The organism is Streptomyces sp. NPDC020801 (assembly GCF_044334385.1).
In the GTDB taxonomy this organism is placed as follows: Bacteria; Actinomycetota; Actinomycetes; order Streptomycetales; family Streptomycetaceae; genus Streptomyces.
On record NZ_JBIRST010000010.1, the window covers coordinates 61,586 to 87,821 of the forward strand.

The window sequence follows — 26,236 nt, forward strand, 5'->3', positions numbered from 1 at the left end:
CGTGGTCAGGGCAAAGCTGAGCAGCACCCTCGACGGGAAACCCCACGTCACCATCTTCGCTCCCAACCAACAGGCGTTCCAGAAGGTGACCGTGTCGCAGCTCTCCTCACTGCTCAGCAATCAGGGGCAGCTGAAGAAGGTACTGACCTACCACGTCGTGGACAAGCAGATCACCCCGAACGAACTCTCCAAAGGCTCCTTCACGACGGTGGAGGGCAGCAAACTGACCACGTCGGGCTCGGGTACCAACTTCAAAGTCAACGGTAAGGCGAACATCGTCTGCGGCAACATCAAGGCCGCGAACGCCACCATCTACGTCATCGACACCGTCCTGCAGCCCCCGTCCTAACGGGAAGGCTCGGTCTTCCGAGGCGAAGTTCACTCGCCGCTCTGCTGGTGCCGCTGCCGCGCCAGGTTCTGCATCGGCTCCGGTTGCTGGTCCAGCCCGACACCGTACTGCGATGGCACCGCGACCTGATCAAGCAGCGCCACGCCCGCACCGCCGACCGAAGAGGCCGGGCCGCCCGCCCACCGTTCGCTCGATCCGCATCCTGATCCTGCGCCTGGTCAGGGAGAACCCGTCGTGGGGCTACCGCAGAGTGCACGGCGAACTGGCCACCCCCGGCATCAGCATCGCCGCCTCCACCGTCTGGGAGATCCTCAAGAACCAGGGCATCGACCCCGCACCCGACCGGGCCGCCACGACCTGGGCCGACTTCCTGCACTCCCAGGCCGACGCACTCCTGGCCTGCGACTTCATCGAGACCGTCACCCTGACCGGCCAAAGCCAGTACATCCTCGCGGTCATCGAGCACGCCACCCACCGTATCCGAATCCTCGGCACCACGGCGCACCCCACCGCGCAATGGGTGAGCCAGGCCGCACGAAACCTGGTGATGGACCTGGAGGACGCCCGGACCACCGTCAAGTATCTGATCCGGGACCGGGACGCGAAGTTCCCGACACTCTTCGACCAGATAGCCAATTCACGGAAAGCTATGGATGCGGGAAGTAGGGCATGATCTTGGTGTAGTCGTGATTGTCAGCCCAGCCAATATCGCCATACTTGTTGATCAAGACGCGAAGGCACCGTCTACCAGCGCAAGAACGGCCGCTGGGAAGCCGCCAGCTACGTACTCGCCACCGACGGCACCCGCAAACGCGTCCGGGTCTACGGCATCACCCGCAAGGAACCCGCCGACAAGCTCACCCGCATCGCCAAGGCGTACTCCCGTGATCCGTTCTGCTGCTTCACCACCACTCGGGCACGCCCACATCGGCGTGACCGCCGCCGTGTATGCCCACGTCCGGCTCCGCCTCCAGCGCCAAGCCCGAACACCCTTGGCAACGCCCTCCGCGACCCACGAGAGCCCTGACGGCCCGCCAAGTGCAGAACCTGTCCGCTGGCGTTGCCGTCAAAGCGTCCAAGGGCCACGCCGGAACGACTCGCTCCGGCGTGGCCCTTGGGTTTCTGCAGGTGCTGTTCCTATCAGGCCGACGACTCCGAATGAACCGCGATATGGCGCCTGCAAAGATCCGCACTCGTAAGGTGCGGTCCATCTAGCGCCGCCGAATATAGCCGCATTTCGCGAGCTGCAGAATCGAGCAGCAACCAGAACCTGATATCCAGCTCCAGGTCATCACCGATCGTAACTAGCTCATCGAATGCGAGCTCCAACTCGTTGCGAGCGAGAAAGTCTCGAAAGTCAACCAGAGCCTGGCTCATTTCGCCCGACACAAGAAGAGCGGCTGCGGCTTCGAGAGCGTTTCTCGCCCGATCCCACGATGCCTCCCGATTGGCGGCATCAAATGCTTCGCCGGGCCGGGGAGGGCCTCCCCAGTTCCCGTCGCCACCTTCGATACGTTCCGCGCCCCATACGCCGGGGAGTCCTTCACGGCTGCCCGTCCAGGATCTTCACCGCTTCCATGGCCTTCACCCCGATTTCGAAGGGCCCGGCACTCCCTCGTTCCACCCGAAAGAGTGGCTGAGTAACGACGCCGCAGGCTTCGCGTGATGCTACGGACCGTATCGTCGCTCCCCCTTGCAGGGCCTTTGACGCTGGGCTTCGACGCCGGACGTTTCCCTCCGACGCCGCCAGCCTGCTACCGGGCCTCGTGGCAGCTACCCGGACCGGACTTCCACCGGCAGGCGACGACGAGCTTCCGAACAGCAAGAACACCGCTACGTCACGGTGTCACCTCCTGTTCTGCTGGGCGCACGAAAACGGCTCACTGGCACCGCGCTCCGTGCCGACTCAACAGGCACCACCCTCACGGAACCCCGTCAAACTTCCGCCTCTTGCCCGCCATAACTCCCAACTGCCGCTGCAGTCACGGTCTCTGCGCTGCGCGGGGAAGGGCACTGAGTTCGGTCTGCGTAACGATGAACATCAGGGGGCCACCTCGACGATGAACCAGCCGCCGAGGGTCTCCTCGCCGGCGTGCGCGGGTCCATCGGTCACCGTCGTCGTCCCGTCTGCCGCAGTGCGCACTGTCGCGGGAGCGGTGTGCTCGGTCTCCAAGGCTTCGCCGCCGACCAGTTTCCCGGCCGCGGCGAGGCTACCGATCCAGCCCTCGTATGCCTTGCGGTATGCGGCCCGGTCGGCCTGGACCCGGCGGCGCGACTCGTCCGTCTCGAAGATCACGAGTGCGTATTTCATGAAACTTCCTCTCCGGCCGCCGTGCGAGCGACCGCTGTTGGCGGTAGGTGAAAGGGGGAGGGTCTGTTCAGGTGGCGCTGCCCGCCGGAGCGATGCGGGCGAGCGCGCCGATCTCGAGCGCAGTCCACAGGGCGCCGTCGGGACCAACGGTGATGCCGTGCCGCAGCAGGGAGTGGGCAGGTCATGGACGGTGACGGAGCCGTCGAGGGTGATCGTGCCGACGCGGTTGCCGCCCCATTCGGTAAACCAGGCGGCGCCCTGCCCGTCGACGGTGACGGCGTGCGGACGGGCGGCGCGGTCGGGCAGCGGGAATTCGGTGATCCGTCCGTCGGGAGTGATCCGTCCGATCTGTCCGGCGGCGATCTCGACGAACCAGAGCGCTCCGTCGCGGCCTGCGGCGATCCCCACTGGTCCTGCCGCTTCGGTCGGCAGGGAGTGGAGGGTGACCGCGCCGTTCATGTCGATACCGCCGATGGCGCCGGCCTGGTTGAGGGTGAACCACATCCCGCCGTCGCCACCGGCGGTGATCGCGGACGGGAACGCGCCCGTGACGGGGAGCGGGAACTCGGTGACGCTGCCGTCGACGGTGATGCGGTCGGTGGCGGTCTCGGTGAACCACAGTGCGCCGTCAGGCCCCGCCGCGATACCGAACGGCCCGCAGCCGGGGGTGGGCACGTCGAATTCGTCGACGACGCCGTCGGTGGCGATCCGCCCGATCCGGTCCGCCCGGTACTCGGTGAACCACAGCGCGCCGTCCGGGCCGGGTGTGATGACGGTCGGCCCGCTGTCGGGGGCGAGCCGGTGGCTCGTCGGCTCGTCGCCGGGGACGAGGCGGCCGATCCGGCCGCTGTGGACGAGGGTGAACCACAGGGCGCCGTCCGGTCCCGTGGTGAGGGCGTAAGGTCCGGCCGCAATGTCGGCCACCGCGTGCTCTTCGATGGATACCCGGGTCACGTGGTTCAAAGGGACTTCCCCTGTCCGTGCTCGGTGGCGATGCGTTCGATGTCGGCGGGGGTTCCGGCCATGATGGTGCGGGCGTGCTCGGTGACCAGGCCGGCGGGCCAGTCCCACCAGGCGGCGCGCCGCAGCCGCTCGACGTCGGCGTCGTCGAATCGCCGGCGGATCGGCCTGGCCGGGTTGCCGCCGACGATCGTGTAGGGCGGGACGTCGGCGGTGACCACGGCGCCGGCCGCGATGATGGCACCGTCACCGATCCGTACCCCGGGCATGACGGTCGCCCGGTACCCGAACCAGACATCGTTGCCGATGACCGTGTCGCCACGGCTGGGCATGGCGGTGACGACGTCCAGCGTCTGCTCGGCCCACCGGCCGCCGAACATGGTGAACGGGTACGTCGACACCCCCATCGTCGGATGTTCAGCGCCGGCCATCAGGAAGGTGGTTCCCGAGGCGATCGCGCAGTACCTGCCGATGACGAGGCGCTCCGGGCCGTAGGCGTAGAGGACGTTGCGGTGCTCGAAGTCCGTGGCGCCGCCCGGGTCGTCGTAGTAGGTGTACTCGCCCACGGTGATGTTCGGTGAGGTGACCAGCGGGTTGAGGAACACCACGCGTTCGTGGGCGGGCAGCGGGTGCACGGTGGTCGGGTCAGGGGACAAGGTCGGGGTCCTTTGCGTGGCTGCGGGATGTCGCACAGGTCCCTGTGGGGCGTCGCCGGCCCAGGTTCGGATCACCATGGCCCGATGGGGCTTCAGGTGTTCTCGGGGAGGGGCGGGGTGACTCACTCGATGAACTGGACGAACACGCCGCTGGGGTCGGTGACCTGGACGTAGCGTTCGCCCAGGGGTCCTCGGCAGCGGCATGGTGATGTCGACGCTTCGGCGCGCAGCCGCTTCTCCCGGCCGAGGCGGTTGTCATGGTCAACGGCTGTTCACGGATGCCTCCTTCGATGTGGTGACCGCATCTGCATCGGTGGAACGTTGCGGCGCCGCGGAGCCTTCCGCGGGCTTGGACCTCGCCAGCCACAGGCCGGTGAACACGGCGGTGGCCAAAGTGACGGTGCCGGCAGCGAGGAAGGCGCTGTTGAGGCCGGTCTCGAAGGAGGCGCCCCCGGATTGCCGGGTGCGGACGATGGCTCCGAGCACTGCCACGCCGAGCACCGCGCCGATCTGCCGGGTGGTGCTGCTGATGCCTGATGCGAGGCCGCCTTCCTGCGGGCTGACTGCCTGGATGGCGGCTCCCGTCAGGGGGGACATGGTCAGGGCGAAGCCGATGCCGGCGAGTCCCAGCCGCCACCACACGTTCGCGTAGCCGGTGTCGGCGTTGCACCATGCCGAGCGCCAGCAGTCCCAGGCCGGCCAGGGCCAGGCCGGTGGTGACCACGATGCGGAAGCCGTACCGGGCGGCGAGCCGGCCCGCGTACGGGCTGACGATCACCATGGCGAGGGATACCGGCAGGGTCCGCAGGCCGGCGCGCAGGATTGAGCTGCCCTGGACGTGCGTGCACGAAGAACTGGGAAAAGAAGAACGACGGGCCCATGAGCGCGAACCCCACCACGACCATGGCGGCACGTTCCGACAGCGTCCAGCCGTTCTTCTTCGGCAGCTCCGCCAACAGCCCCTCAATGAACTGCGCGAACACCGCCCGAGGCTCCGGGCGGTTGAACAAGTACCCCAACGAACCGGTCAAGGTGGCCAGTTCAGCATCCCACCCGGCTGCTCTGCTCAGAGGTCACACCCAGCATCATGCCCGGTCAACGACACCACGCAGGCTCCGTCACAAGATCTCCGGCTGCAGTACCTGCTACAACAGGGCAAAAAATGCGATTCACGCTCTTTCCAGCGGATTGCCTACCAGTAGTCAAAATGGCACGGATTGACTTGTCTGCGTAAAAGGACGCTGCCAACTCGCCTTTTTTTGGTAAACCTTGACGGGACGTCGCTCTGCCTCGCGTTCCCCTGTGTTCGACTGCGCGTAAAGTGACAAGAGGGCGTCGGAATTCCGTAATCACACCGACGGCCGGTGTCGATCCCAGGTGCGCATGTCTACTTCATATTCCTCTCCGTTCGATGGCTACGACCGGAATCTGACGCCGCCCGCCGAGCGTCCGAAAGCACCGATCGAACCGGACGCGGAGGTACTCGTCCCCGCACACCCGCGGTACGCCGCGGATCCAGGGCGCCGCCCCGCGATAGGTTTCGAACTCCTCCAGGGGGCCGACGGAAACCCGGTGGCGGTGGCGTTCACCAGCCCCGCGAAGCTGGTCGCCGCGCTCGGCGACGCGCAGCCGTGGGTGGCGGTGCCCATCGGATGGTTCGCCCGGGCGATGCACGACAACGGGCTCGGCCCGGTTCGCGTCGACCCGCAACTCCCGCCCGGTGTACGGGTCTGGAGCGCCGAAGACGTCAGAACCTACACGGAGGCAGTCCAGTGACCGACCTGAAAATCGTGACGTCGGACGTGACAAAAATGGCGTCCACGTTTCACACGGAGGCCAAGTCCTACGCGAAACTCCACACCTCCGTGAGTCCCGCCGTCGCAAAGTCGGGCGATGACGGTCTTGACCACACGATCCGGTCGATGATGGACGCGATCTCCGGTCTGCATGCCAGACTCGCCGGCCGGATCGAAGAGCACGGGGATCTCCTTGACGCCGCGGTCAAGCACTTGACGCACCGCGACATCGATGTGCACGGGCTTTTCGAAGACCTGATGGGATAGCGAGACGGGGGACACAAGCTGTGACGGATTCCTGGGTGGGCGGCGACATCGACGGTCTGGCCGCCATGGGCACCGCCCTCACCGGTGCCAAGGAGCACCTGGACGACATCGTCAAACCGCTCAGCAAGGGAGTCGACAAGCTCGTCAAGGACGCGGGCTGGAAGGGCGAGGCCGCCGAGAAGTTCGAGGCCGCCTGGACCAAGGACGCGATCACTGCCGGCGGCTTCGCCGAACTGGTGTACGCGGTGGGTAAGGAGCTCACCGACCTGGCCACCAACCTGTCCTCGGCCAACACGGCACTGCAGAACGCCGCCCATGTCGCCCAGAAGAAGGGCGTGTCCATGGGGCCGAAGGGGGAGCCCATCCCCCTCGCGACGAACAACCCGCCCTCCGAGAAGGAGGAGCAGGCAACAAAGGACAACAACGACTACACCACCCTCTACACGGAGCTGATGCACCAGGCCCAGCGTGCCCGGCTCCTCGCCGCCAAGCGCATCGGCCAGCTCTACGCCGAGATAGACCCCAGCGAGCCGATGCAGAAGGGCGACAAGATCGTGGTCGCCGACTACCTGCGCGGCCTGTGGACCGCTGGGGCGGAGGGCGACCGGGCGCTCGGCCTGGACATGGCCGACGACGTCAAGCACGCCCAGGAGGAGCACGACAAGGCGCTGTCCGCGCTGAAGGACGAGGAGGCCAGGTTCCGGACGGCGGACGCGAACCTCCCCAAGGCGTTCAAGCTGCGCGGGGAGTGGCAGGCCGCCGCCGACCAACTCGACAGCCTGGAAGGGCGGCTGGCCGGGCTGGAGAACGGCAGCTCCCATATGGTCGCCACGGCCGCGGTCGGCGGCGCGGTCGTCGTCGGCGTGGGAACCTTTGCCGACAAGCTGTTCCACGAGCACTGGAGCGAGGACTGGGACGACCACGGCGCGGTCGTGGGCACGCTGTACGGCATCGGCCACTCCGGGGCCCAGGCGTGGCACGCGGGCGAGGGTATGGTGACCGGCACCGGTCACTGGATCAGTGACAAGTCCAAGGCGCTGTGGCACAAGATCTTCTGATGTTGGTGGGGACGACATGAAGAGTACGGCGGACGGCGTCCCCGGAGAGCAGGTGGAGCCGGCGGCGATTCCGCACCTGGGCACCACCTGGTTCGACCGGGGCGCCGGGTACTGGCTGCGCCGGATCGCACATGGCTGCTTCCAGCTCGCCCTGCTGCTGTTCGCCGGGCTCGTCGTGACCGCCTTCTACGCGGGGTTCTGGGAAGCGGTGGGGGTGCCTCACTCCGCACGTACCGCGGTGTACGCGGTGACGGCGGTCGCCTGCCTGCTCAGCCTCGTCGCGGGTTTCGTGCGCACCCGGCGCGCACCGGTGGAGATCCCCACGCCCGAACAGGCATGGCGGGAGCACCGTTCCCGGCAGCGCAGGAACGCCGCCTCGGCCGCAGGCGGCCGCTGGACACTGCTGCTCCTCGCGCCCGTCCTGCCCGCCACCGTCGCCTGGGCGATCGGTACCTGGGCCGCCCCGACGCTCGCGCGCCGCACCGCCGCCGAGATCGGCGCCCGCGAGGACTACGAGCACCGGGTGCGCGAGCAGGAGGAGCGGGCGGAGGCCGCCCGACCGCTCCCACCCCGCAACCGGGCCGAGCGCCGCCACGGACGCCGCTGAGCGCGAGCCGGGCCGGTTGCCCAACCCGTCTGTGTCGCCGCCCAGTTGACCGGCTCGCGCAGCCCGGGCGGGCGCCAGCTGGCCCTCTCGGCCCTTGGAGGTATGACAGATCGCCACACAACAGCCGTAACACGCCCCACGCCCTACGCACGGGGGTCCTAATGCCCTGCGGGGGCGGGTGCGGTGCGGGCGGAAAATGCAGCCCGCTGCCTGTGAGGCTCGCAAAGTCATCGCTGCAGGTGGGAGCCTGTGTGCCGAGCCATCGGCAGTGACTGAGATGCTGCACGGGTGATTACCTCGCTGCTGTACCGGGCCACCCGTGCGCTGCTGTCCGTGTCGGCAGCACTGCTGCGCCGGGACACCGCCAAAGATGCCGAACTGCTGGTGCTGCGGCACGAGAACGCGGTGCTGCGACGGCAACTCACCAGTCCGATCCGCTACGAGCCCGGCGACCGGTTCTGGCTGGCCGCGCTGTCGTCGCTGATACCGCGCCGCCGCTGGAACAGCGTCTTCCCGGTCACACCGGGGACGCTGCTGGCCTGGCACCGCAGGCTGATCGCCAGGAAGTGGGACTACTCCGGCCGACGCCGACACGTCGGTAGACCGCCCACCGCTGCCGCGCTCAAGAAGCTGGTCGTGCGCCTGGCGCGTGATAATCCCCGGTGGGGGCATCGCCGTATCCAGGGCGAGCTGGCCCGGCTGGGGCACCCGATCGCGTCCTCAACAGTGTGGCAGATCCTGCAGGCTGCCAGCATCGGCCCGGCCCCGCGTCGCTCCGGTCCGAGCTGGCGCGAGTTCCTCACCCTACAGGCGGAGGGAATCATCGCCGCGGACTTCTTCCACCTGGACACCGTGACCGGCAGGCGTCTGTACGCGCTGGTGTTCCTCGAGCACGGCACCCGCAGACTCCACCTCACCGACGTCACCGCCCACCCCACCGCACAGTGGGCGACCCAGCAGGCCCGCAACCTCGCCGCGGATCTCGGCACCCGCGTCGAGTCCCTGCGCTTCGCCCTTCGCGACCGCGATAGCAAGTACACCAGCTCCTTCGATGCCGTCTTCGAAGCGGAGGAGATGGAGATGCTGCTCAGCGCGCCGCAGGCGCCGCGGATGAACGCTCACTGCGAGCGCGTGATCGGCACGATCCGCCGGGAGGCACTCGACCACGTTCTGATCATGAACGAGGTCCACGCCCGACAGGTCGTCGCCGAGTACCAGCACCACTACAACAGGCATCGACCGCACCAGGCCCGAAACCAACTACCGTCCGAGGCTCAGGACCAGCCCGCTGCCGGGCACGTCCCCCACGCGCAGAGATTCCTACGCACCCGCGTCCTGGGCGGGGTCATCAACGAGTATAGATACGCCGCTTGAGCTGCATCGATGACTTTCCGAGCCCCACAGGATCAACGATGCGCAGCGGGACAAGGACGCAGCGCACAAGAAGCTCGACGCGCTGCCCACCGTCAACCGGAAGAAGCAATCACCCCTCACCGGCGACCAGATCAAGGCGATCACTGAGAGCCTCGGCGACATCGCACAACGCATCCAAGCCGCCGACGCCGGCAAGAAAGGACCACTCTACGAAGCCCTCGGCATCACCATTACCTACGACAACGCAACGAGGACCGCGACCGTTAGGTCGAGGCCCTCGATTCCGTATCGGTATAGCGAGTGTCCGAGGGGCGAGTTGATCGCTGACGATACGCTCGTGGTCGCTCAATGGAAGCTCTGTTTCAGGCTGGTGTCAGCGTACGCATGACACAGACTCAATCAGGGACAGCTCCCTCCCATTACAGACAGCGAGTCTGAAGGCGTGCATTCCGGCGGCGACCTACTCGATCCCGCCTACCAAGCGGCTGGTCGAGTTCATTGCCTGCCCGCTCAGCAGGACGTATTGCCTCTCCTGCACAGCGGTCTGCGGGGCTGGTCGGCGAACGCGATGACGTCGGGGGCGCGGTCGGCCTGGCCGAAAGCGCGGGCCCGAACGGCCTCTGTGTCTGGGCTCAGTCAGCCGTCGCGGTTGGTGCCGATGAGGACGAAGGCCATGGTCACCGGTTTGTCACTGCGATTGCGTCACGCGTGCCTGGTGCCGTTCTGGCGACAGCCCCGCGGGGCGGCACGTTCAGAAGCCGGCCCCCGCGTCGGACGCGTAGTCCTGCACCGCCCGCACGAAGACGTCGTTCTCCTCCCGCACCCCTACGGTCACCCGTACTCCCTCGTTTCCGAAGCACCGGACCAGCACACCACGGTCCGCGCAGAACCCGGCGAAGTCCGCCGACCGGTCGCCCAGCGGAAGCCACAGGAAGTTCGCCTGGGAGGCAGGGACGGACAGGCCCGCCGCCAGCAGCCGGTCCCGTAGGTGCTCCCGCTCTGCCGCCACGGCCCGGCAGCGCTCGCTCACTTCGGCGGTGTGGGCCAGCGCGGCCGCCGCCGCAGCCTGGGCCAAGCGACTGACCGCGAAGGGCACCGCCACCTTGTTGACCGCCGAGACGACGGCCGGCGAGCCGACGCAGTAGCCGACCCGGATGCCGGCGAGCCCGTACGCCTTGGAGAAGGTGCGCAGGACCGCCACGTTCCCGCGTTCACGAGCGAGCAGCAGGCCATCGGGTACGTCAGGGTCCGTCACGAACTCCCGGTACGCCTCGTCCAGCACCACGAGCACGTCGTCCGGGATTCGCTCCACGAAGTCCCGCAGTTCGCGGGCGTCGACCGCGGTGCCGGTCGGATTGTTGGGGTTGCAGACGAAGACCACGCGGGTCGCCGGAGAGACGGCATCCGCCATGGCGGCCAGGTCGTGCCGATGCCCGGAGTCCAGCGCCACGGTACGGGCGTGGACTCCGGCGACCCGTGCGAAGACGGGATACGCCTCGAACGACCGCCAGGCGCATAGTACTTCGTCGCCCAGAGCGCAGTAGGCCTGGATCAGCTGCTGGCACAGGCTCACCGAGCCGCAGCCGATCGCGACCCATGACTCGGGGACCTCCAGCTCGGCGGTCAGCCGCGCCACCAGGTCCTCGGAGAACCACTGCGGGTACCGGTGTCCCTGGGCGGCGGCCCGGGCGACCGCCTCGACGACCGCGGGCAGCGGAGGGAGGGAACTCTCGTTCGAGTTGAGCAGGACGGCGCCGGGCGGCCGGCCCGGGATGATGTAGTCGGGAATGCCGGCCAGATCGGCCCGGGTGGGCACACCCATGGGACAACCTTCCTTTCGGTACGTGTCGGGACGTGCGCGGGGAGAGCGACGGCCGCTTCAGCGCGCGATTGCGCCGGGCCCGGCGAGCCGGAAGACACCCTCCTGCAGGCCTTGGATCCGCCGGTGGTCGGCGAGCAGGTCCTCGTAGCGGTCCCCGACCAGGAAGACTCGCAGCGGGCTGGAGAGCAGATCAGTCGTCGGGCGCATCCGGTCGCCGGGGCCGAGCCGGGGCACGGCCAGCCGGACCGTGCGGAGGGCGGCGATCCGAGCCAGGACGTCCTCGTCGATCGCCTCGACGATCCCCTCCCGGGTGGTCTGTCCGTGCACGACGAGGGCTTCGCGGTGCTTGCGGTACACCGTGCGCCCCGCGTACCGGCGCCGGAACTCCTCGGGCCGTAGGCAGGCCAGGGCGAGCAGGTCCGCCTGGTTGCCGTCCATGCAGGTGTCGTGGACGGCGGGCACCATGTCTCCGTTGAGCCGGGCTCCGACCTCGACCAGGGCGGGCCCCTCGGGGGTCAGCACGACCTCGGCGTGGGCGGCGCCGAAGCGGATGTCGAGGGCGTCGAGGACGCGGTCCACGTAGTCGACGAGGACGGGCACCTCGGGGCTGTCCGGGCCGAGCAGGATGTCCTTGTCGTAGATCCGCTTGGGGCCGGTCTCCGTCTTCTCGTACCGCCACACCCCGCACACGTGACGCCCGCCGCCAAGGCCCCGGACGATGTCCACGATGTACTCGGGGCCGCGCAGGAAGGACTGCGCGAGGACCTCGGTGTTCCGGTGCTCGAAGATGTCGTGGGTGCCGAGCACTGCGGCCACGGCCGTGCGGATCTCCTCGGCGCTGCGGCAGATGGAGACACCATCGGTGGAGGCCGAGCTGAGCGGCTTGACCACCACCGGGTAGCCGGCCTCGCGCTCCGCCCAGGCGACGGTCTCGGCGGCGTCCGCGGACTTCAGCTGCCGGGCGCAGCGGAGCCCGGCGGCTCGCAGCGCCTCGATCATCCGGTACTTGTCACGGCGCACGGCGGAGGTCGCGGCCGGGTTGCCGGGCAGGCCCAGCCGCTCGGCGACGGCGTCGGCCGGGGGGACGCCGGTCTCCTGGCCGGGCAGGACGCCGACGGGGGCGTAGCTGGCGAGTTCCTTGGCGGTGCGGTCCCAGTCGCCGGTGCTGTGCACCACGTTGGCGAGGTAGGGCCCGAGGTCCGGGGGTGGTACGGAGGCGAGGAACTCCGGGGTGGACTGCAGGTGGACGACGTCGGCGCCGAGCCGCTGGAACGCGGCGGGCAGGAACTTGCCGATCGAGTACCCGTCGACGACGACGCCGACGGGACGGCTGGGGGCGGGGTGGCTCATGGCGAGGACGGGTCCTTCCGTGCGCGGCCGGTCAGGCGGCGGCGACGCTGATGCGGTGCACGGTCCGGCCGACGCCTTCCGGAAGATCGGTCGCCCGGTGGTAGGTGGTCGCGGTCTTCCAGATCAGCAGGTCGTCGGGCGTCCAGCGGTGCTCGTAGACGTGCGCGGGGTCCTGCACCAGGGAGTCGACCAGACCGAAGAACTCCTCGTTGCCGTTGGCGTCCAGACCGACGACCGAGTCCATGTACTCGCGGGCGGCGTACAGGAAACGCCGGCCGGTGAAGGCGTCGCGGCGGACGACGGGGTGCTCGACCGCCGGGTACTCGTGGGCGACCAGGGCCCGCATCTCCGCGATGGACAGGCCCACGTGGCACGGCTCGATGCGCTGCTGCCTGGTCAGGGTGTGCCGTCCGGTGAGGCCCTCCAGCCGGGTCTTCCACTCCTCGGGGAGCCGGTCGTAGACGTCGGCGGCGGAGGCGAACAGCGTGTGGCCGTGCTCCTCGGGCACGTTCACTCCGTGCAGCACCGTGTACTCGGCGGGACGCGCGTTGTACGACGAGTCCTGGTGCCAGAAGTTTCCCACCCGCGGGACGCCGATGGGCTTGTTCCTCCGGCGCTCGTTGGAGGAGACGAGGATCTCGGCGAACTCCGGATGGCGCCAGTCGCTCAGCACGAAGGGGACGGGGGTGCCGAGGCGAGCGGCGAGAGCGATGTGCTGCTCGGGTGTCAGCCGGATACCGCGCAGCACCACCAGGTCCCGCTGGTGGACGGAGTCGACGACGTCAGCGAAGAGTTCCTCGCTGCGCAGGTCCTCGTGGGTGACTCCGGTGTACTCGACGCCGATGAACTCGGTCAGATCGCGTCGCTGCATGAGGGTACCTCCTTGTGCCAGGTGTAGGGGCTGCTGCGGGCAACCGTGAGCAGAAGCCAGGCGACGCACAGAGCGCCGCCCGCGACGGCCCACGGGATGCCGGGGGCGGACGGCCGGGCGAGCAGCAGGGACAGGTGGGGGGCCAGGATGAAGGCGATGTTGACGCCGGTGGAGTAGAGGCTGAGATTGCGGTCCGTCGAGGCCTCGCTGGACAGTTCGCTGACGTAGCCGAGGAGCCCCGGGAACACGACGATCTCCCCGGCGGTCCACACGAGTGTGGACAGGACGAGCGACGGACCCGATCCGGACAGCGCCATCAGCAGGAAACCGGTGCCCGCGAGGCCGTAGCCGAGGAGCAGGGTGGGCAGGTGTCCCGTCCTGGCCATGAGCGCGTTGAGGGGGACCTCGAACAGGACGATGCCCGCCGCGTTGACGGCGAAGACGACGCCCGCCCAGTACCCGGGCAGCCCCAGTCCGACGATGACGTAGGCGGAGACGAAGACGGAGGGCAGCGAGTAGGCCAGCTGGACGGGCAGCGAGAGTCCGAAGATCGTCCAGAACCGGGCCCGTTCGTACGGGGTGCGGCGGACGATGCCGGTCCGCGGGACGTTTCGCCGCCGCGGATGAACGGTGGGTGCTCCACCGGAGCGTGCCGCGTGGTGTCCGGCCGCGGCCAGGGCGCAGCCGGCGTTCGCCCAGAACACCAGTCGGGGCTCGACGGCGAAGAGCAGCCCGCCGGCGACGGGTCCGGCGGCCATGCCGAGGTTGATGGCGAGCCGGTAGCAGGAGAAGGCGACCTTGCGCCCCTCGGGACCGACGGCGGCGACGGTCGCCGAGTACGCGGCCGGTGTGACGATCTCGTACGCGAAACCCCATACCGTGACGGAAGCGATCAGCGGCACCAGGCCGTGCACGAAGGGGAACAGGGCGAGGACCGCCGCATTGAGGACCAGACCGCCCACCATCAGCGTACGGGCGGTCACCCTGCCGAGCAGGACGCTCGCCAAGAGGTCGGCGGCGAGGGCGCCCACGCCGAAGCAGGCGAGGACGGTGCCGGTCGTGCCCTTGCCCAGCCCCTCGTGCACCAGCAGGTGCGCGGCGAGGAACGGGTAGGCCATCGTGCCCGTACGGAAGATCAGGGTGGTGAAGAACAGAGTGCGCAGCGGCGCGGGGAGCCCCGCGACGGTGCGGACGGTACGGGTGATCACGCGGTGCGCCCGCCCGCCGGACGCCGGGCGAGCAAAGCGCCCGGATTGAACAGGCCCGCGGGGTCGAGGGCGTCCTTCAGCTGCCGGTGGACCCGCATCGAGACGGGGCCCAGCTCCCGCTCCAGCCACTCGGTCTTGAGCTTGCCGATGCCGTGCTCGCCGGTGACGGTGCCGCCGAGGGACAGGGCGAGGGCCAGGATGGCGTCGAAGGCACCACGGGCACGGACGTACTCCTCAGCCGACGCCCCGTCGTACAGGACGGTGGGGTGCATATTGCCGTCGCCCGCATGGCCGACGACGGCCACGGTCAGGCCGGCCCGAACCCCGATCTCCTCGGAGCCGACCATGAGTTCGGCGATCCGGGTACGGGGCACCGCCACGTCCTCGGTCATGCAGGCGCCCCGGGCCTCCAAGGCGGGGAGGGACACCCGGCGGGCCCTGAGCAGCAGACCGCCCTCCGCCGGGTCCCTGGTGGCGTGCGTCCAGGTGGCGCCCGACTCCTTGAACTGGCGCTCCATGGCTTGCAGTTCGGCGGCGGACTCGCCGCCGGCGTCCGACTGACACAGCAGCAGGGCGCTGCCGTCGCCCGCGCCGAGGTCCGCCCGCAGGTACTCGGCGGAGGCCCGCAGGGAGGTGGCGTCCATGATCTCCATCAGGGAGGGCACCAGACCCGCCCGGACCACGCGGTTGACGGCGTCCCCGGCCCGCTCCACGGAGTCGAAGGCGGCGACGATCGTGCCGGGCGCGGCGGGCAGCGGACGCAGCTTCAGCGTCGCGCCGGTGATGACCCCGAGGGTGCCCTCGCTGCCGACGAACAACCGGGTCAGGTCGTAACCAGCCACACCCTTGACGGTCCTGCGGCCCGTGGTGAGCAACGAGCCGTCGGCCAGCACCACTTCGAGCCCGAGGACGGCGTCGCTGGTCACGCCGTACTTGCCGCAGCACAGCCCGCCGGCGTCCGTGGCGAGGTTGCCGCCGAGCGTGCACCATTCGAGACTCGAGGGGTCCGGCGGGTAGAAGAGGCCGTGTTCCGCGGCGGCGTCCCGGAGCGTCCGGTTGATCACTCCCGGCTGGACGACGACCAGCCGGTTGTCCGCGTCGAGTTCGAGGATGCGGTTCATCCGGGTGGTGACCAGGACGACGCAGTCGTCCACCGCGTTGGCGCCGCCGGTCAGACCGCTGCCCGCACCGCGCGGGACGACGGGCACGCCCGCCTCGGCGCAGGCGCGGACGCAGGCCTGCACCTCGGCGGTGTCCGCGGGCAGCACCACGGCGCGGGGGCGGCCCGCCGGGGCCAGCGGCATCATGTCGCGGGCGTAGCCCTCGGTCGCGTCTGGGTCGGTGAGGACGACAGCGCTGCCCAGCGCGTCCCGCAGCCGGCCGGTCAGGCTCACGCGGTGCCGTCCTCGTCGTCCACGAGGATCGCGCGGGCCGGGCACAGGTCCGCCGCCTCGTGGACGGCGTCCGAGAGCGCCGGGTCCGGACCGTTGTCGAGCAGCACGACGATGCCGTCAGTCTCGTCCTGTTCGAAGACCTCGGGTGCCGACAGGACGCAGTGCCCGGCTCCTACACATCGCTCGGCTTCGAGGGTGATCTTCACGGTGGTTGGCTCCTTGGCGGTCAAGAGGGCGGGCGGGTGACCCGGGGACGCAGGATTCACCAGGTCACGGGCAGTTCATGGACGCCGTAGACGGCCATGTCCGACTTGAAGCGGATCTCGTCGACGGGCACCGCGACCCGCAGGTTCGGCAGTCGGCGGGCGACGGCGTGGTAGGTCTCCTGGAGTTCGACCTTCGCCAGCGACTGCCCCAGGCACTGGTGGGGGCCGTAGCCGAAGGCGAGGTGGCCGTGGGCGCGTGCGCCGGGGTCGAAGTCCTCGCCGGAGGGGAAACGCGAGGGATCCCGGTTGGCCACGTTGATCGCCGCGATGACGCCCTCTCCCGGCTTCACGAGGCGGCCGTTGACGTCGACGTCCTCGGTGACTATCCGGCGGATGCCGCGCTGGACGATGGTGAGGTGGCGCAGCAGTTCCTCCACGGTATCGGCGAGCTGCCGGGGGTCGTCGTGGCGGCGCAGAGCGGCGAAGCGGCGGGGGTGGCGCAGCAGGGTGAGGAGGCCGAGCGAGATCATGTTGGCCGTCGTGTCGTGCCCCGCCGTGAGCAGCAGCAGGGCCATCGCGCTCAGGGTGCGGCGGCTCATCCCTCCGGTGCGCACATGCCGGACCACCATGCGCCCGATGAAGTCGTCCCCGGGGTCCTTTTCCCGTACGGCCACGAGGGATTCGAGGTAGTCCTGGAGTTCCTGACGGGCCGCGGCGGCGGTCTCGGTGGTGCCCGAGACGGCATTCATGGTGTGGGTGAGCGAGCGGAACAGCTCCCGGTCCTCCAGGGGAACCCCGAGGAACTCGCAGATCACCGAGAGGGCGACGGGCAGCGCGAGATCGGCCACGAGGTCGGCGTGGCCCGGCCCGTCCAGCATGCGGTCGAGGCAGCCCGCGACGACGCCGCGCACCGCCGGGCGCCAGGACTCGGCCCGCCGGACGGTGAACTCGCCGAGCACCAGGCGGCGCAGCGCGTCGTGCTCGGGGTTGTCCATGATGAGCAGCGTCGGTTCGACAGCCGTCTCGGCGGCCGCGACGGCGCTGGAGAGCGGATAGCCGGGGCGCCTCTTGTCCGCGCTGAACCGGGGGTCGCTCAGCACCAGCCGGGCGTCCTCGTAGCGGGTGAACAGCCAGGGACGCACCCCGTTCCAGATCGGGACCCGGGGCACCTCCGGCTGGTCGCGCAGCCGGGTGACCTCCTCGGGCGGGGCGAACGGGCACTGGCGGGCCATGGGATAGAGCACTTCCGTCATTCGCTCGTCTCTCCGGTCGGTGCCAGGTACCGCCACCAGCGGTCGATCACGGCGTCGTCCCAGTCGGTTGGGGTGATGCCGTGGGTGCGCAGGGCGGCGAGAGTGGCTTCATTGCGGTAGTGGGCTGGTTCGGCCGGGCCGGGTGTGTCGCACAGCTCGCGCAGGTGCTCCCGGTAGGCCAGGGCGGGCAGTTCGGTGCCCTGGGCCACCGCGTCATCCAGCCGCTCGAGCCAGGTGCGCAGACCGACCGGGCGGGTGCGGGAGCCGGTGCGCCGGTCATGGCCGGCGAGGAAGACGCCGAGCCCGGTACGGCGCGGGTGGTGCAGATGGTGGACCGTGCCCGGCGGGGCATCGGCGAGGGCCAGCGCCACCAGTGCGCGGGCCATCACGTCGACCGGAAGGGCGTCGGAGGCGAGGCCCGGGTGGTCGGGATAGCAGCCGAGAGCGGCCGAACTCACCAGGAGCCGGGTGAGCATGTCGTCGCGGCTGAGCGCGCCGGTCGTCGCGCTACCGCCCGCGCGGCCCAGCCGGTACGTCCGGGCGTCGGCCCCCCGGGCGACGGCCTGGCGGACCAGGTCTTCGGCCGCCCACTTGGCCGCGGCATAGCCGCGTCCGCGCGGATGGCGTTCGTGCTCGGCCGCAGTGGACTCGCTGAGGGTGCGCGGGCGGACGTCCGGGGTGTGCTCATGCAGGACGGCGAGCGTGGAGACGTGGTGGAAGCGGGCGGGCGGGCCCTCGGCGGCGATCCTCAGCAGCTCCTGGGTTCCGCCGACATTGGCCGCGGCGAGGTGCTGGTAGCCGGAAAGGTGGTGGACCTCCGCGCCCAGGTGCAGGACGGTGGCCGCCGCGCGCGCCGGACCCAGCCCGGCCGTTGCGGTCAGTCCGAGCCCCGGCAGGGTGAGGTCGCCGGGCAGCGGCACGATCCGGGGATCGGCGGCGTCCAGGGCGAGCGCGTGCCGCCGGGCCGCCTGCGCCAGCCGGGCGCGGGCCGCTTCGGGCGTCGCGGCACGTACGAGGCATAGCACCGGTCCCCTGGTACGGCCCAGCAGCTCGCGCAGGACGTGGATGCCGATGAACCCGGTGGCACCGGTGAGCAGGACGGAGTCCGTGCGGCGCGGGGCGGCGGCGGGTCTGGCGAAGGTGATGCCGGCATCGAGCACGACGTCCTCGGGGCGCACGGTCGCCGTTTCGGTGCCGGCGTCGGCACGGGCGAGCCTGCGCGCGGTGGCCCTGACCGTCGGCTCGGCGAGGAAATCCCGCACAGATATGCGCATTTCATACTGTCGTTCGATCTCACCGAGCAGCCGGATGACGCGCAGCGAGTGCCCGCCGAGCGCGAAGAAGTCGTCCGACAGCCCGATGGACGGGCCGCTGCCGAGGACCTGCCGCCACAGGGCCAGCAGCCCCTGCTCCAGCGGGCTCGCGGCGTGTCCGGTCTCCTCGGCGGGGCCGTGGTTGCGCGCGTGGGCCGCGAGGCGGGTGGCCAGCGCGGTCCGGTCGGCCTTGCCATGGCTGCTGGTGGGGATGTGCGTGACCGACACGATGAGCCTTGGCACCATGTGGGCGGGCAGGTGGCGGACGAGATGGGCGCGCGCCTCCTGCTCGTCGGCAGTGCCCACGTATGCGACGCCGAGGTCGGCGTCGGGTCCCTCGCCGACCAGCACCGAGACGGCCTCACCGATCCGCTCGTGGCCAGTCAGCGTCGCCTCGATCTCACCGAGTTCGATCCGGAAGCCGCGCAGTTTGATCTGCCCGTCGAGCCGGTCCAGGTAGTCCAGGGTGCCGTCGGGCAGCTGGCGCACCCGGTCTCCGGTGCGGTACAGGCGCCGGTCGCCGAGGACGGGCAGCGTGGTGAACAGATCGCCAGTGCGTTCGGGGTTGTCCCAGTAGCCGATGGCGACTCCCGCGCCGCCGAGCCAGAGCTCCCCGGGAACGCCCGTGGCGGCAAGCCGACCGTGGCGGTCGATCACATGCGTGGTGGTTCCCGGCAGCGCCCGGCCGATGGGGATCCTGCCGTGGTCCTCGCTTGGGCGGGCCTCGTGGGTGGTGGCGAGGATCGCCGCCTCGGTGGGGCCGTAGCCGTTGATGACGACGCGGCTTCGGGCGTAATGGCGGGTGTCGTGCGGGTCGGCGGGTTCGCCGGCCACAACCAGCACCCGTACCGAGGCCAGGTCGGGGCGGCCCAGCGCGCGGAGTAGCGAGGGGACCATGACCATCACGGTCACCCCGTTGTCGCGCAGTGCCCGGGTGAGTGCGGCGGCGTCACCGCGGGTGGCGTCACCGCAGTACACCAGTGTGCCGCCGGAGACGAGGGGCATGAACTGCTCGTAGACCGCCACGTCGAAGCCGGGCGAGGTGAGCTGCAGCCAGACGTCGTCCGGCGTGAACGGGTGGCAGGCCAGACTGGCCTGCAGGGTATTGACGGCCGAGCGGTGGGAGACGACGACGCCGCGCGGCCGCCCGGTGCTGCCGGAGGTGTAGATGATGTAGGCGGGGTCGGCGGCGCGGGCCGCCTCTCGCGCGGGCGGCGTCTCGTCCGAGGGGCGCACGACCCGGTCGATGTCCAGGACCGGCGGCAGACCGTCGGTTTCCGGGCCGGGGCGGAAAAGCCGGTCGGAGAGGTCCTTGGCGGTCACCACCATCCGGGCCCGGGCGTCGGCGAGAACGTACCGCAGCCGCTCGGCCGGATAGGCCGGATCGAGCGGGACGTAGGCCGCGCCGGTCTTGAGCACGCCGAGGACGGCCACGATCAGCAGGGGGTTGCGCTTCAGGCACAGGGCGACGCGCTCACCGGGCCGCGCCCCGTGGGCGAGGAGCCGGGCGGCCACGTCGTCGGAGAGCCGGTCGAGTTCACGGTAGGTGAGGGCGGTGTCCTCTCCGACCACGGCAGTCTTGCCGGGATGATCGACGGCCGTGCGGGCGAACAACGAGGTCAGGGTGGCGGCCGGGTGGCCCGGCGGTCGCTCGCTCTCCGGGGCGGCCAGAAGCCGTCCCCGCTCACCGGGCTCGAGCAGCTCGATGTCGCGCACAACGGTGCCGGGACCGGCGTCGGCGAGCCGGCCCAGCACTGCGACGAGCTGGCCGGCGAGCCGCTCGACGGTGTCCCGGCGGTAGAGGTCGGTGCTGAACTCCACCTCGAGCGCGAGACCCTGCGGCGACTCCCGGAAGGTGAAGGTCAGCTCGAACTTGGCGGTGTCGTCCTCGGCCGGCGCCCAGGGCTCGGCAGGCGCGTCGCCCAGCCGGAGCGGGCGGGGCGGGTGCTGCTGGTGGTTGACGACCGCGCGGAAGGGGCTGGTCCCGCGTGAGACACCCGCGGCGCCGAGTTCCCGGCACACCGTCTGGAACGGTACGTGCTGGTGGGCGTGCGCGGCGGCACAGCTCTCCCGGACCCGCCGGAACAGGGTGGTGACCGGTGTGTCCGCGGTGGCCTCGACCCGGATCGGCAGCAGGTTGACGAAGTAGCCGACGAGGTCCTCGGTGCCGGCCCGCCCGCGGCCCGTCGTCAGGCTGCCGAGGCACAGCGTGTCGCGTTCGGCGTGCGTGGCGAGCACGGTGTACACACTGGCCAGGCAGAACATGAAGCGGCTTATGCCGTGACGGCGGGCGGCCTCGGCGTACCGGGCGCTCTCGGCGGCGTCGATGCGCAGCGCGACCCGGTCACCGGCCCCGCTGAGTACGGCCGGCCGGGGATGGTCGGTGACCAGGTCGGGGGCGGCCGCGCCGCCTTGCAGGGCGTCGCGCCAGAAGTCCAGCGCGGCGTGCCGGCGTTCCGGAAGCCGGTCCAGGGTCTCGCGTACGTGGTCGGCGAACGTCAGCCGCAGCGGGGCAAGGTGCGCGTCCGGGTCGTCGTAGAGAGCCGACAGCTCGGTGAAGAAGAGGTCGAGGGACCAGTCGTCGGCGATGACGTGGTGGATGTCGAAGTGCACGACGGTGGCGGACCCGTCGAGGGTGACGACCAGGGTGCGCACGAGCGGGGACGCGTCGTCGGCCGCCGCCCGGGCGGCGACGAGCGCGCGGATCCGGTGATGCTGCTCCGCCGGCGGCATCCGGGTCATGTCATGGTGGTCAACGGCGGCGCCGGGATCCGCGTCCGGTGCCTGCCACCAGCCGCCGGCGTCCTGCCGTACGACGGTGCGCAGGGCCGTCTGCCGCTGCCCGAGCCGGGTGAGCGCGCGGCGCAGCCGGAGTACGTCGACCTGCCCCCGCACCAGGAAGGTGCGGGAGATGACGTACCGCTGCCCCGGCGCGGCCTGCTGCTCGAACCAGATGCCCTCCTGCCCGGGCAGCAGCGGAACCCGGGCGGGCGTGTCCCGCTGCCGCTCGGCGGCCGGTGCCGTGCCGGCGCAGTCGGGGTGCCGTTCCGCGGGGGGTGCCGTTCCGGTCCGGTCGGCAGCGGCGGCGTCGAGGAGTGCGGCGAGGCCGCGCACCGTCGCCGCCCGGAACAGGTCCCCGAGCGACAGGGCCACGCCGGTGGCGCTCTCCAGACGGGCCAGTACGATCATGGCGGTGAGCGAGTCGCCGCCCGCGGCGAGGAAGTCGGTGTCGGTGCCGACCGGGGCGCCGAGCGCGTCCTGCCACAGGTCCACTACGAGGCGCTCGACGGGCGTGTCCGGGAGGTTGCGCCCGGCCGTGCCGTACGTCCGCCCGGCCAGTCGAGCCAGGGTGGGGCGGTCGGTCTTGCCGTTCGGGGTGACCGGCAGCTGTGCGAGCAGCGTCACGGTGGCCGGCACCTGCGGCGAGGGCAGGAGTGACGCCACGTGGGCGACGAGGTCCGCCTCGGCGGCGGGTTCCCGCAGAACTACGAACGCCGCGAGCCTGCGCCGTTCGCCGGTGCCGTGGGCCACCACGGCGGCCTCGCGGACCGCGGGAAGGCCGAGCAGGGCCCGTTCCGTCTCGGCCGGTTCCACCCGGTGGCCCCGGACCTTCACCTGGTCGTCGGTGCGGCCGAGGAAGGCGAGGTTGCCGTCCGGCAGCAGGCGGACCCGGTCGCCGGTGAGGTAGGCGGTGCGGCCGGGACGGCCGGGCTCGGGGATGAAGCGGTCGGCGGTGAGGTCGGGCCGGCCGAGATAGCCACGGGCCACGCCCGGCCCGCCGACGCAGAGTTCGCCCTCCTCACCGGGGGCGACGGGGTGCCGGTCGCGGTCGACCACGTGGACGGTGGCGTCGGCGAAGGGACGGCCGATCGGCACGTCCGGCCAGTCGTCGGCGTAGGGGCGCTCCGCGTCGAGCACCAGCCAGCAGGCGTAGACGGTGGTCTCCGTGGGCCCGTAGCCGTTGACGACCCGGCAGCCGGGGAGCTCGCGCAGTGCCGTGCGCACGGCGTCGGCCGAGGCCCGGTCACCACCCGACACGCACAGCCGCAGTCCGCGCAGTGCGTCGGTGATGTACTCCATGGCGAGTCCGAACAGCGGTGCGGCGAGCCGCAGCACGGTCACCCCGTGCCGCCGTACCTCCCGACCGATCTCGTGGACGCCGGGCCGGGCGGCTTCGGGCAGGACGAGTGTGGCCCCGTTCAGCAGGGCGCCCCAGATCTCGAAGACGGACGGGTCCACATGGAGGGGGGCGAGCTGGAGCACCGTGTCGTCGGGCCGGAACCCCGCCTCCGGGGCCCGGGCGAGCGACAGGACGCAGCGGTGCTCCACCTGCACGCCCTTGGGCCGCCCCGTGGTGCCCGAGGTGGCGATGACATAGGCGAGCGTGTCCGGGCCGCCCGGCGCGACGGCGAGCGGTTCCGGGTCGGGCAGCTCCTCGTCGACGGTCAGGATCCGCACCCCCGGCAGCAGCGTGCGCAGCCGGTCGGCTTCGGTGTGCGCCACCCACAAGGTGCGCAGCCCGAAGTCCTCCACCAGGCCGCGCAGCCGAGCATCGGGCGCGTCCGGGTCCAGAGGCACGTAGGCGCACCCGGCGAGGACCGCGCCGAGGGCCGTGGCGACAGTCCCCGCGGACCGCGGGGCGCGGATGCCGACCGGTTTGCCGGCCGCTCCGGCATGCCCGAGCCGGGCCGCGACGGACGCGGCCCAGCCAGCCAGGTGGCGGTAGGTCAGGCGCAGGTCACCGTGGACGAGCGCGGTGTGCTCGGGGCGAGTGCGTACGACGTCGGCGAAGGCGTCGCCGAGGGTGTGGGCCATGGCTGCGTTCATGTGCTCTGCCTCAGTGCTCCCGGCCGAGGGCCTCGACCACGCTGGCGGTGTCGTAGAGGTCCAGGTAGCGGGAGATCAGACCGTCGCGCACGGTGAAGACGTTCATCCACTGGGCTTCGTAGCCGCGGTCGTTGGCCAGCACCAAGGTGCGGCTGACGCCCAGGACGACGACCCGGTCACCCGCGTCCAGGTAGTCGTACGCCACGCACTCCTGCACCTGGATCAGGTCACGGACGATGACGAAGAACTGCCGGAATCCCTCGACGCCCCGGTAGGTACCCGCCCAGGGCAGGGACTTCGGGCCGTGGTAGACCCACTCGAAGTCGTCGGTGAGGAGGGCCTCGATGTCCGCCAGGCGCCCCTCGTCGAAGAGCTGGAAGAAACGGCGGACGACGTCGACGTTCTGCTGGCTCATGCGGTGCTCCTTGCGGTGGTCGGGGTGCGCACGAAGGCGCGTGCCCGCTCTCCGAGGTGGAAGAGGCCCACCTGGGCGAGGAGGCGGTACGGGGAGGTGCGCGAGAGTTCCCGGGCCGCGCGCATGACCTGGCGGATCTCGTTCTCGGTGGCGACGAGCGGCAGCAGGAAGACGTCGTAGACGACGAAGGCCCTGGCCCGGGTGATCCACCAGATCGTCAGGGCGAAGGTCATCCACTCGCCTTCGGGCTCGATGATGCGGCGCAGCGGCCCGGGCACGCGGGGCTCGAAGCGGCCCAGCAGGCCCTCGGCGAAGCGGCGCCCGACGACGCCGGCGGGGCCGGTGTCCATGGCGGCGATCCCCTCGTCCACCAGGGCGGACAGGGCCGCCACCCGCCGGTCCAAGTGCAGCGCGTCGACCTGGGCGACGGCCTGCAGCGAGAAGTGGGCGCCGAGCTGGTGGGCGTGCTCGGTGCGCAGCTCCTCGACGAGCTGCGGGTTGGCGCGGCGGGCGGCCTCGTGGACGGCGTCGGACACCAGGGCGGCCCCGGTGGGGAAACAGCCGTAGCTGAGCGCCTTCGACAGGCTCATCAGGTCGATCTCGGGCAGCCTGCCCTGGTGCGCGAATCGGGTGCCGCAGCGGTAGTACGAGGTGAGGACCTCGTCGACGCCGACCAGGTACCCATGCCGCTCGCGGCCCTCGGAGACGGCCTCGAGTAGCAGGGAGGGGATGGGGGCGTAGGAATCGGAGCTGCCGTGGACAAGTTCGATCCAGACCAGGCCGACCTCTCCGGTGGCCGCCTCCTTGCGGAACTCCTCGGCGGCGTGCGGCGTGTACGGGTCGATGTAGCGGATGTCCTCGTACAGCGGCCCGAACGGGGCCCGGGTCCGCTCGGCCGCGGTGGCCAGCAGGGACACCAGGGTCTTGCCGCCGTAGTTGTGCTTGAAGACCACGATCCGGCGCCGCTCGGGGAGCGCCAGCCGGGCCAGGATGAGCGCGCTCTCCACCGCGGAGGCGCCACTGACGGCGGGAAAGGTATGGGGCAGCCCGGTGTCCCGGGCCAGGACGCGCTGGAGTTCGGCGACGTAGTCGCGCTCCGTGTCGTGTCTGCGGACGACGTCGGTGAGCGCGTCGACGGGATTGTGGCCGCCCACCCCAAGACCCGCCCCGCACAGCCCGTCGACGAGATCCAGGCGGCGGCCCGAGTCCAGCTGAACGGTGAGCCGCGAACCCTTGGCGCGTACGACGTGGAGGGCGCCACGCAGCTTCCGGTGCATCCGGACGGTCATCGGGTTGACGTGCCGGGCGTACAGATCGAGGGTGCGCTGCCAGTCGCGGGCGGTTGCCGCCAGGACGCGGTGCACGGGGTGCCCTTCGTGCCAGCGGCCCAGCAACCGGGCCTTGACCGCGCGCATGGCAACGGTGTTGCCCCCGTAGGTGTTGGAGTGCAGGAATCCGGTCGAGGGGGTTGACCAGGGCGCGAACAGGTCGGGGCTGCCCGCGAAGGCGCCGAAGGGGACCTCGTAGCCGGTAAGCGACTCGCCGAGGACGAAGAGGTCGGGCCGCAGGGCGCGAACGGTGTCGGACGGCGGGGCCAGCGGGTCGACGTCCGACAGGTCCAGGGCGATGCGCGTGCCGCGGCCCCGGAGGTCGCGGACGAGCGCGGTCAGATCGGCCAGGTCGTCCGCGCCGAGTCGCTCCGTGCCGCGCAGCGCCAGGGCGCAGTGGTCGGCACCGGCGGCCGCCGTGCGCAGGGCGGCGATGGTGGGGTGGCTGTGGAGCCCGGGGGCGAGCGCTCGTTCGGGACCATCGCCGAGCGGGTCGGCGCGGCGGGTGAGGGTGCCGTCGGGGTCGAGCACGAGTACGCGTCCGCGGTGCCGGGCCGCGGAACCGGCCGCGCGGTGGCGCAGCAGTTTGACCGCTCCGTGGAGGGCCTCGTACCGCGAGTTGGCGAAGAAGCAGCGGTAGGCGGCGGGTTTCTCGGGCTTACCGAGTTCGTGCAGGAACTCGCTGACGAGGTGGCCCACGTGGGCGGAGTCGACGGTCACGAACCAGGAGGGCATCGCGAAGATCGGATGCTCCTGTTCGATGAGGTCGGAGAAGGTGGCGAGGGTGTCGCGGCCCGCTGGGCGGAACAGGGTGGTGGCCGTGGCGGATGCGACGTCGTGGTTCTGGGACAAGGCGACACCTGGGCTCGAA

19 protein-coding genes and 3 pseudogenes are annotated in these 26,236 nt (G+C 70.6%); 8 read left to right on the forward strand and 14 right to left on the reverse strand.

Annotated features, from left to right (window positions below; all coding sequences use genetic code 11):
• The first annotated feature begins 1 nt into the window (after position 1).
• From ACH4UM_RS21555 to ACH4UM_RS21565, 3 genes and pseudogenes are all read left to right on the forward strand, one after another.
• Positions 2–349, forward strand: a complete 348-nt coding sequence (locus tag ACH4UM_RS21555) for a fasciclin domain-containing protein (protein WP_398181571.1) — start codon at positions 2–4, stop codon at positions 347–349.
• A 112-nt stretch (positions 350–461) separates the two neighbouring features.
• On the forward strand, positions 462–1,022 hold the full coding sequence (locus ACH4UM_RS21560; RefSeq protein WP_398181574.1) for a hypothetical protein: 561 nt from the start codon (positions 462–464) through the stop codon (positions 1,020–1,022).
• 60 nt (positions 1,023–1,082) lie between these two features.
• Positions 1,083–1,211: pseudogene (locus ACH4UM_RS21565) on the forward strand (site-specific integrase); the annotation flags it as partial.
• A gap of 1,179 nt (positions 1,212–2,390) precedes the next feature.
• Here the strand turns inward: ACH4UM_RS21565 and ACH4UM_RS21570 are convergent.
• From ACH4UM_RS21570 to ACH4UM_RS21585, 4 genes and pseudogenes are all read right to left on the reverse strand, one after another.
• Positions 2,391–2,660 carry a YciI family protein gene (locus tag ACH4UM_RS21570; RefSeq protein ID WP_398181576.1) on the reverse strand — a complete coding sequence of 90 codons (270 nt, stop codon included), beginning with the start codon at positions 2,658–2,660 and terminating at the stop codon, positions 2,391–2,393.
• A gap of 67 nt (positions 2,661–2,727) precedes the next feature.
• A pseudogene (locus ACH4UM_RS21575) lies at positions 2,728–3,614 on the reverse strand (virginiamycin B lyase).
• A gap of 5 nt (positions 3,615–3,619) precedes the next feature.
• Positions 3,620–4,276 carry a CatB-related O-acetyltransferase gene (locus ACH4UM_RS21580; protein ID WP_398181579.1) on the reverse strand — a complete coding sequence of 219 codons (657 nt, stop codon included), beginning with the start codon at positions 4,274–4,276 and terminating at the stop codon, positions 3,620–3,622.
• Between the two features lie 261 nt (positions 4,277–4,537).
• Positions 4,538–5,184 (reverse strand): annotated as a pseudogene (locus tag ACH4UM_RS21585) (MFS transporter); the annotation flags it as partial.
• Positions 5,185–5,659: 475 nt separating this feature from the next.
• On the opposite strand from ACH4UM_RS21585, the gene ACH4UM_RS21590 reads away from it, so the two are divergent.
• The 5 genes from ACH4UM_RS21590 to ACH4UM_RS21610 all read left to right on the forward strand — a co-directional run bounded on the left by ACH4UM_RS21590 (position 5,660) and on the right by ACH4UM_RS21610 (position 9,378).
• On the forward strand, positions 5,660–6,052 hold the full coding sequence (locus tag ACH4UM_RS21590; protein ID WP_398181582.1) for an SAV_915 family protein: 393 nt from the start codon (positions 5,660–5,662) through the stop codon (positions 6,050–6,052).
• Positions 6,049–6,339: a DUF6317 family protein gene (locus ACH4UM_RS21595; RefSeq protein WP_398181584.1), complete on the forward strand. Its 291-nt coding sequence runs from the start codon at positions 6,049–6,051 to the stop codon at positions 6,337–6,339. Before ACH4UM_RS21590 ends, ACH4UM_RS21595 begins: the two co-directional genes overlap by 4 nt.
• 20 nt (positions 6,340–6,359) lie before the next feature.
• Positions 6,360–7,397, forward strand: coding sequence for a WXG100 family type VII secretion target (locus tag ACH4UM_RS21600; RefSeq protein WP_398181587.1), 1,038 nt, complete (start codon positions 6,360–6,362; stop codon positions 7,395–7,397).
• A gap of 16 nt (positions 7,398–7,413) precedes the next feature.
• A complete protein-coding gene (locus ACH4UM_RS21605; protein WP_398181590.1) occupies positions 7,414–8,004 on the forward strand; it encodes a hypothetical protein in 591 nt (196 codons plus the stop codon).
• A 288-nt stretch (positions 8,005–8,292) separates the two neighbouring features.
• The gene (locus ACH4UM_RS21610) at positions 8,293–9,378 is read left to right on the forward strand and encodes an integrase core domain-containing protein (RefSeq protein ID WP_398181593.1); all 1,086 of its coding nucleotides are present in this window, start codon (positions 8,293–8,295) and stop codon (positions 9,376–9,378) included.
• Positions 9,379–10,129: 751 nt separating this feature from the next.
• On the opposite strand, the gene hisC is transcribed toward ACH4UM_RS21610, so the two are convergent.
• From hisC to ACH4UM_RS21660, 10 genes are read right to left on the reverse strand one after another with little or no spacing between them, the layout of a single operon-like run.
• Entirely contained in the window at positions 10,130–11,200 is a 1,071-nt protein-coding gene (gene hisC / locus ACH4UM_RS21615) for a histidinol-phosphate transaminase (protein WP_398181595.1), read from the reverse strand.
• Positions 11,201–11,257: 57 nt separating this feature from the next.
• Positions 11,258–12,550 (reverse strand): ATP-grasp domain-containing protein, encoded by a 1,293-nt coding sequence (locus tag ACH4UM_RS21620; RefSeq protein WP_398181598.1) that lies wholly within the window; start codon positions 12,548–12,550, stop codon positions 11,258–11,260.
• 31 nt (positions 12,551–12,581) lie between these two features.
• Positions 12,582–13,421, reverse strand: coding sequence for a TauD/TfdA dioxygenase family protein (locus ACH4UM_RS21625; RefSeq protein WP_398181600.1), 840 nt, complete (start codon positions 13,419–13,421; stop codon positions 12,582–12,584).
• The gene (locus tag ACH4UM_RS21630) at positions 13,403–14,629 is read right to left on the reverse strand and encodes an MFS transporter (protein ID WP_398181603.1); all 1,227 of its coding nucleotides are present in this window, start codon (positions 14,627–14,629) and stop codon (positions 13,403–13,405) included. Before ACH4UM_RS21630 ends, ACH4UM_RS21625 begins: the two co-directional genes overlap by 19 nt.
• On the reverse strand, positions 14,626–16,023 hold the full coding sequence (locus ACH4UM_RS21635; protein ID WP_398181606.1) for an FAD-binding oxidoreductase: 1,398 nt from the start codon (positions 16,021–16,023) through the stop codon (positions 14,626–14,628). Before ACH4UM_RS21635 ends, ACH4UM_RS21630 begins: the two co-directional genes overlap by 4 nt.
• On the reverse strand, positions 16,020–16,229 hold the full coding sequence (locus tag ACH4UM_RS21640) for a ferredoxin (RefSeq protein WP_398181609.1): 210 nt from the start codon (positions 16,227–16,229) through the stop codon (positions 16,020–16,022). Before ACH4UM_RS21640 ends, ACH4UM_RS21635 begins: the two co-directional genes overlap by 4 nt.
• A gap of 56 nt (positions 16,230–16,285) precedes the next feature.
• Positions 16,286–17,482, reverse strand: coding sequence for a cytochrome P450 (locus tag ACH4UM_RS21645; RefSeq protein ID WP_398181612.1), 1,197 nt, complete (start codon positions 17,480–17,482; stop codon positions 16,286–16,288).
• Positions 17,479–23,622 carry an amino acid adenylation domain-containing protein gene (locus tag ACH4UM_RS21650; RefSeq protein ID WP_398181615.1) on the reverse strand — a complete coding sequence of 2,048 codons (6,144 nt, stop codon included), beginning with the start codon at positions 23,620–23,622 and terminating at the stop codon, positions 17,479–17,481. Before ACH4UM_RS21650 ends, ACH4UM_RS21645 begins: the two co-directional genes overlap by 4 nt.
• 10 nt (positions 23,623–23,632) lie before the next feature.
• The gene (locus tag ACH4UM_RS21655; protein WP_398181618.1) at positions 23,633–24,037 is read right to left on the reverse strand and encodes a nuclear transport factor 2 family protein; all 405 of its coding nucleotides are present in this window, start codon (positions 24,035–24,037) and stop codon (positions 23,633–23,635) included.
• On the reverse strand, positions 24,034–26,217 hold the full coding sequence (locus ACH4UM_RS21660; RefSeq protein WP_398181620.1) for an aminotransferase class III-fold pyridoxal phosphate-dependent enzyme: 2,184 nt from the start codon (positions 26,215–26,217) through the stop codon (positions 24,034–24,036). Before ACH4UM_RS21660 ends, ACH4UM_RS21655 begins: the two co-directional genes overlap by 4 nt.
• Between the last annotated feature and the right edge of the window lie 19 nt (positions 26,218–26,236).

Excerpts from the sequence above, each read along its gene's own strand:
- hisC (WP_398181595.1), bottom strand. The coding sequence starts at position 11,200 with ATGGGTGTGCCCACCCGGGCCGATCTGGCCGGCATTCCCGACTACATC.
- ACH4UM_RS21605 (WP_398181590.1), top strand. The coding sequence starts at position 7,414 with ATGAAGAGTACGGCGGACGGCGTCCCCGGAGAGCAGGTGGAGCCGGCG.
- ACH4UM_RS21560 (WP_398181574.1), top strand. The coding sequence starts at position 462 with ATGGCACCGCGACCTGATCAAGCAGCGCCACGCCCGCACCGCCGACCG.
- ACH4UM_RS21645 (WP_398181612.1), bottom strand. The coding sequence starts at position 17,482 with ATGACGGAAGTGCTCTATCCCATGGCCCGCCAGTGCCCGTTCGCCCCG.
- ACH4UM_RS21650 (WP_398181615.1), bottom strand. The coding sequence starts at position 23,622 with ATGAACGCAGCCATGGCCCACACCCTCGGCGACGCCTTCGCCGACGTC.
- ACH4UM_RS21590 (WP_398181582.1), top strand. The coding sequence starts at position 5,660 with ATGTCTACTTCATATTCCTCTCCGTTCGATGGCTACGACCGGAATCTG.
- ACH4UM_RS21620 (WP_398181598.1), bottom strand. The coding sequence starts at position 12,550 with ATGAGCCACCCCGCCCCCAGCCGTCCCGTCGGCGTCGTCGTCGACGGG.
- ACH4UM_RS21655 (WP_398181618.1), bottom strand. The coding sequence starts at position 24,037 with ATGAGCCAGCAGAACGTCGACGTCGTCCGCCGTTTCTTCCAGCTCTTC.
- ACH4UM_RS21570 (WP_398181576.1), bottom strand. The coding sequence starts at position 2,660 with ATGAAATACGCACTCGTGATCTTCGAGACGGACGAGTCGCGCCGCCGG.
- ACH4UM_RS21625 (WP_398181600.1), bottom strand. The coding sequence starts at position 13,421 with ATGCAGCGACGCGATCTGACCGAGTTCATCGGCGTCGAGTACACCGGA.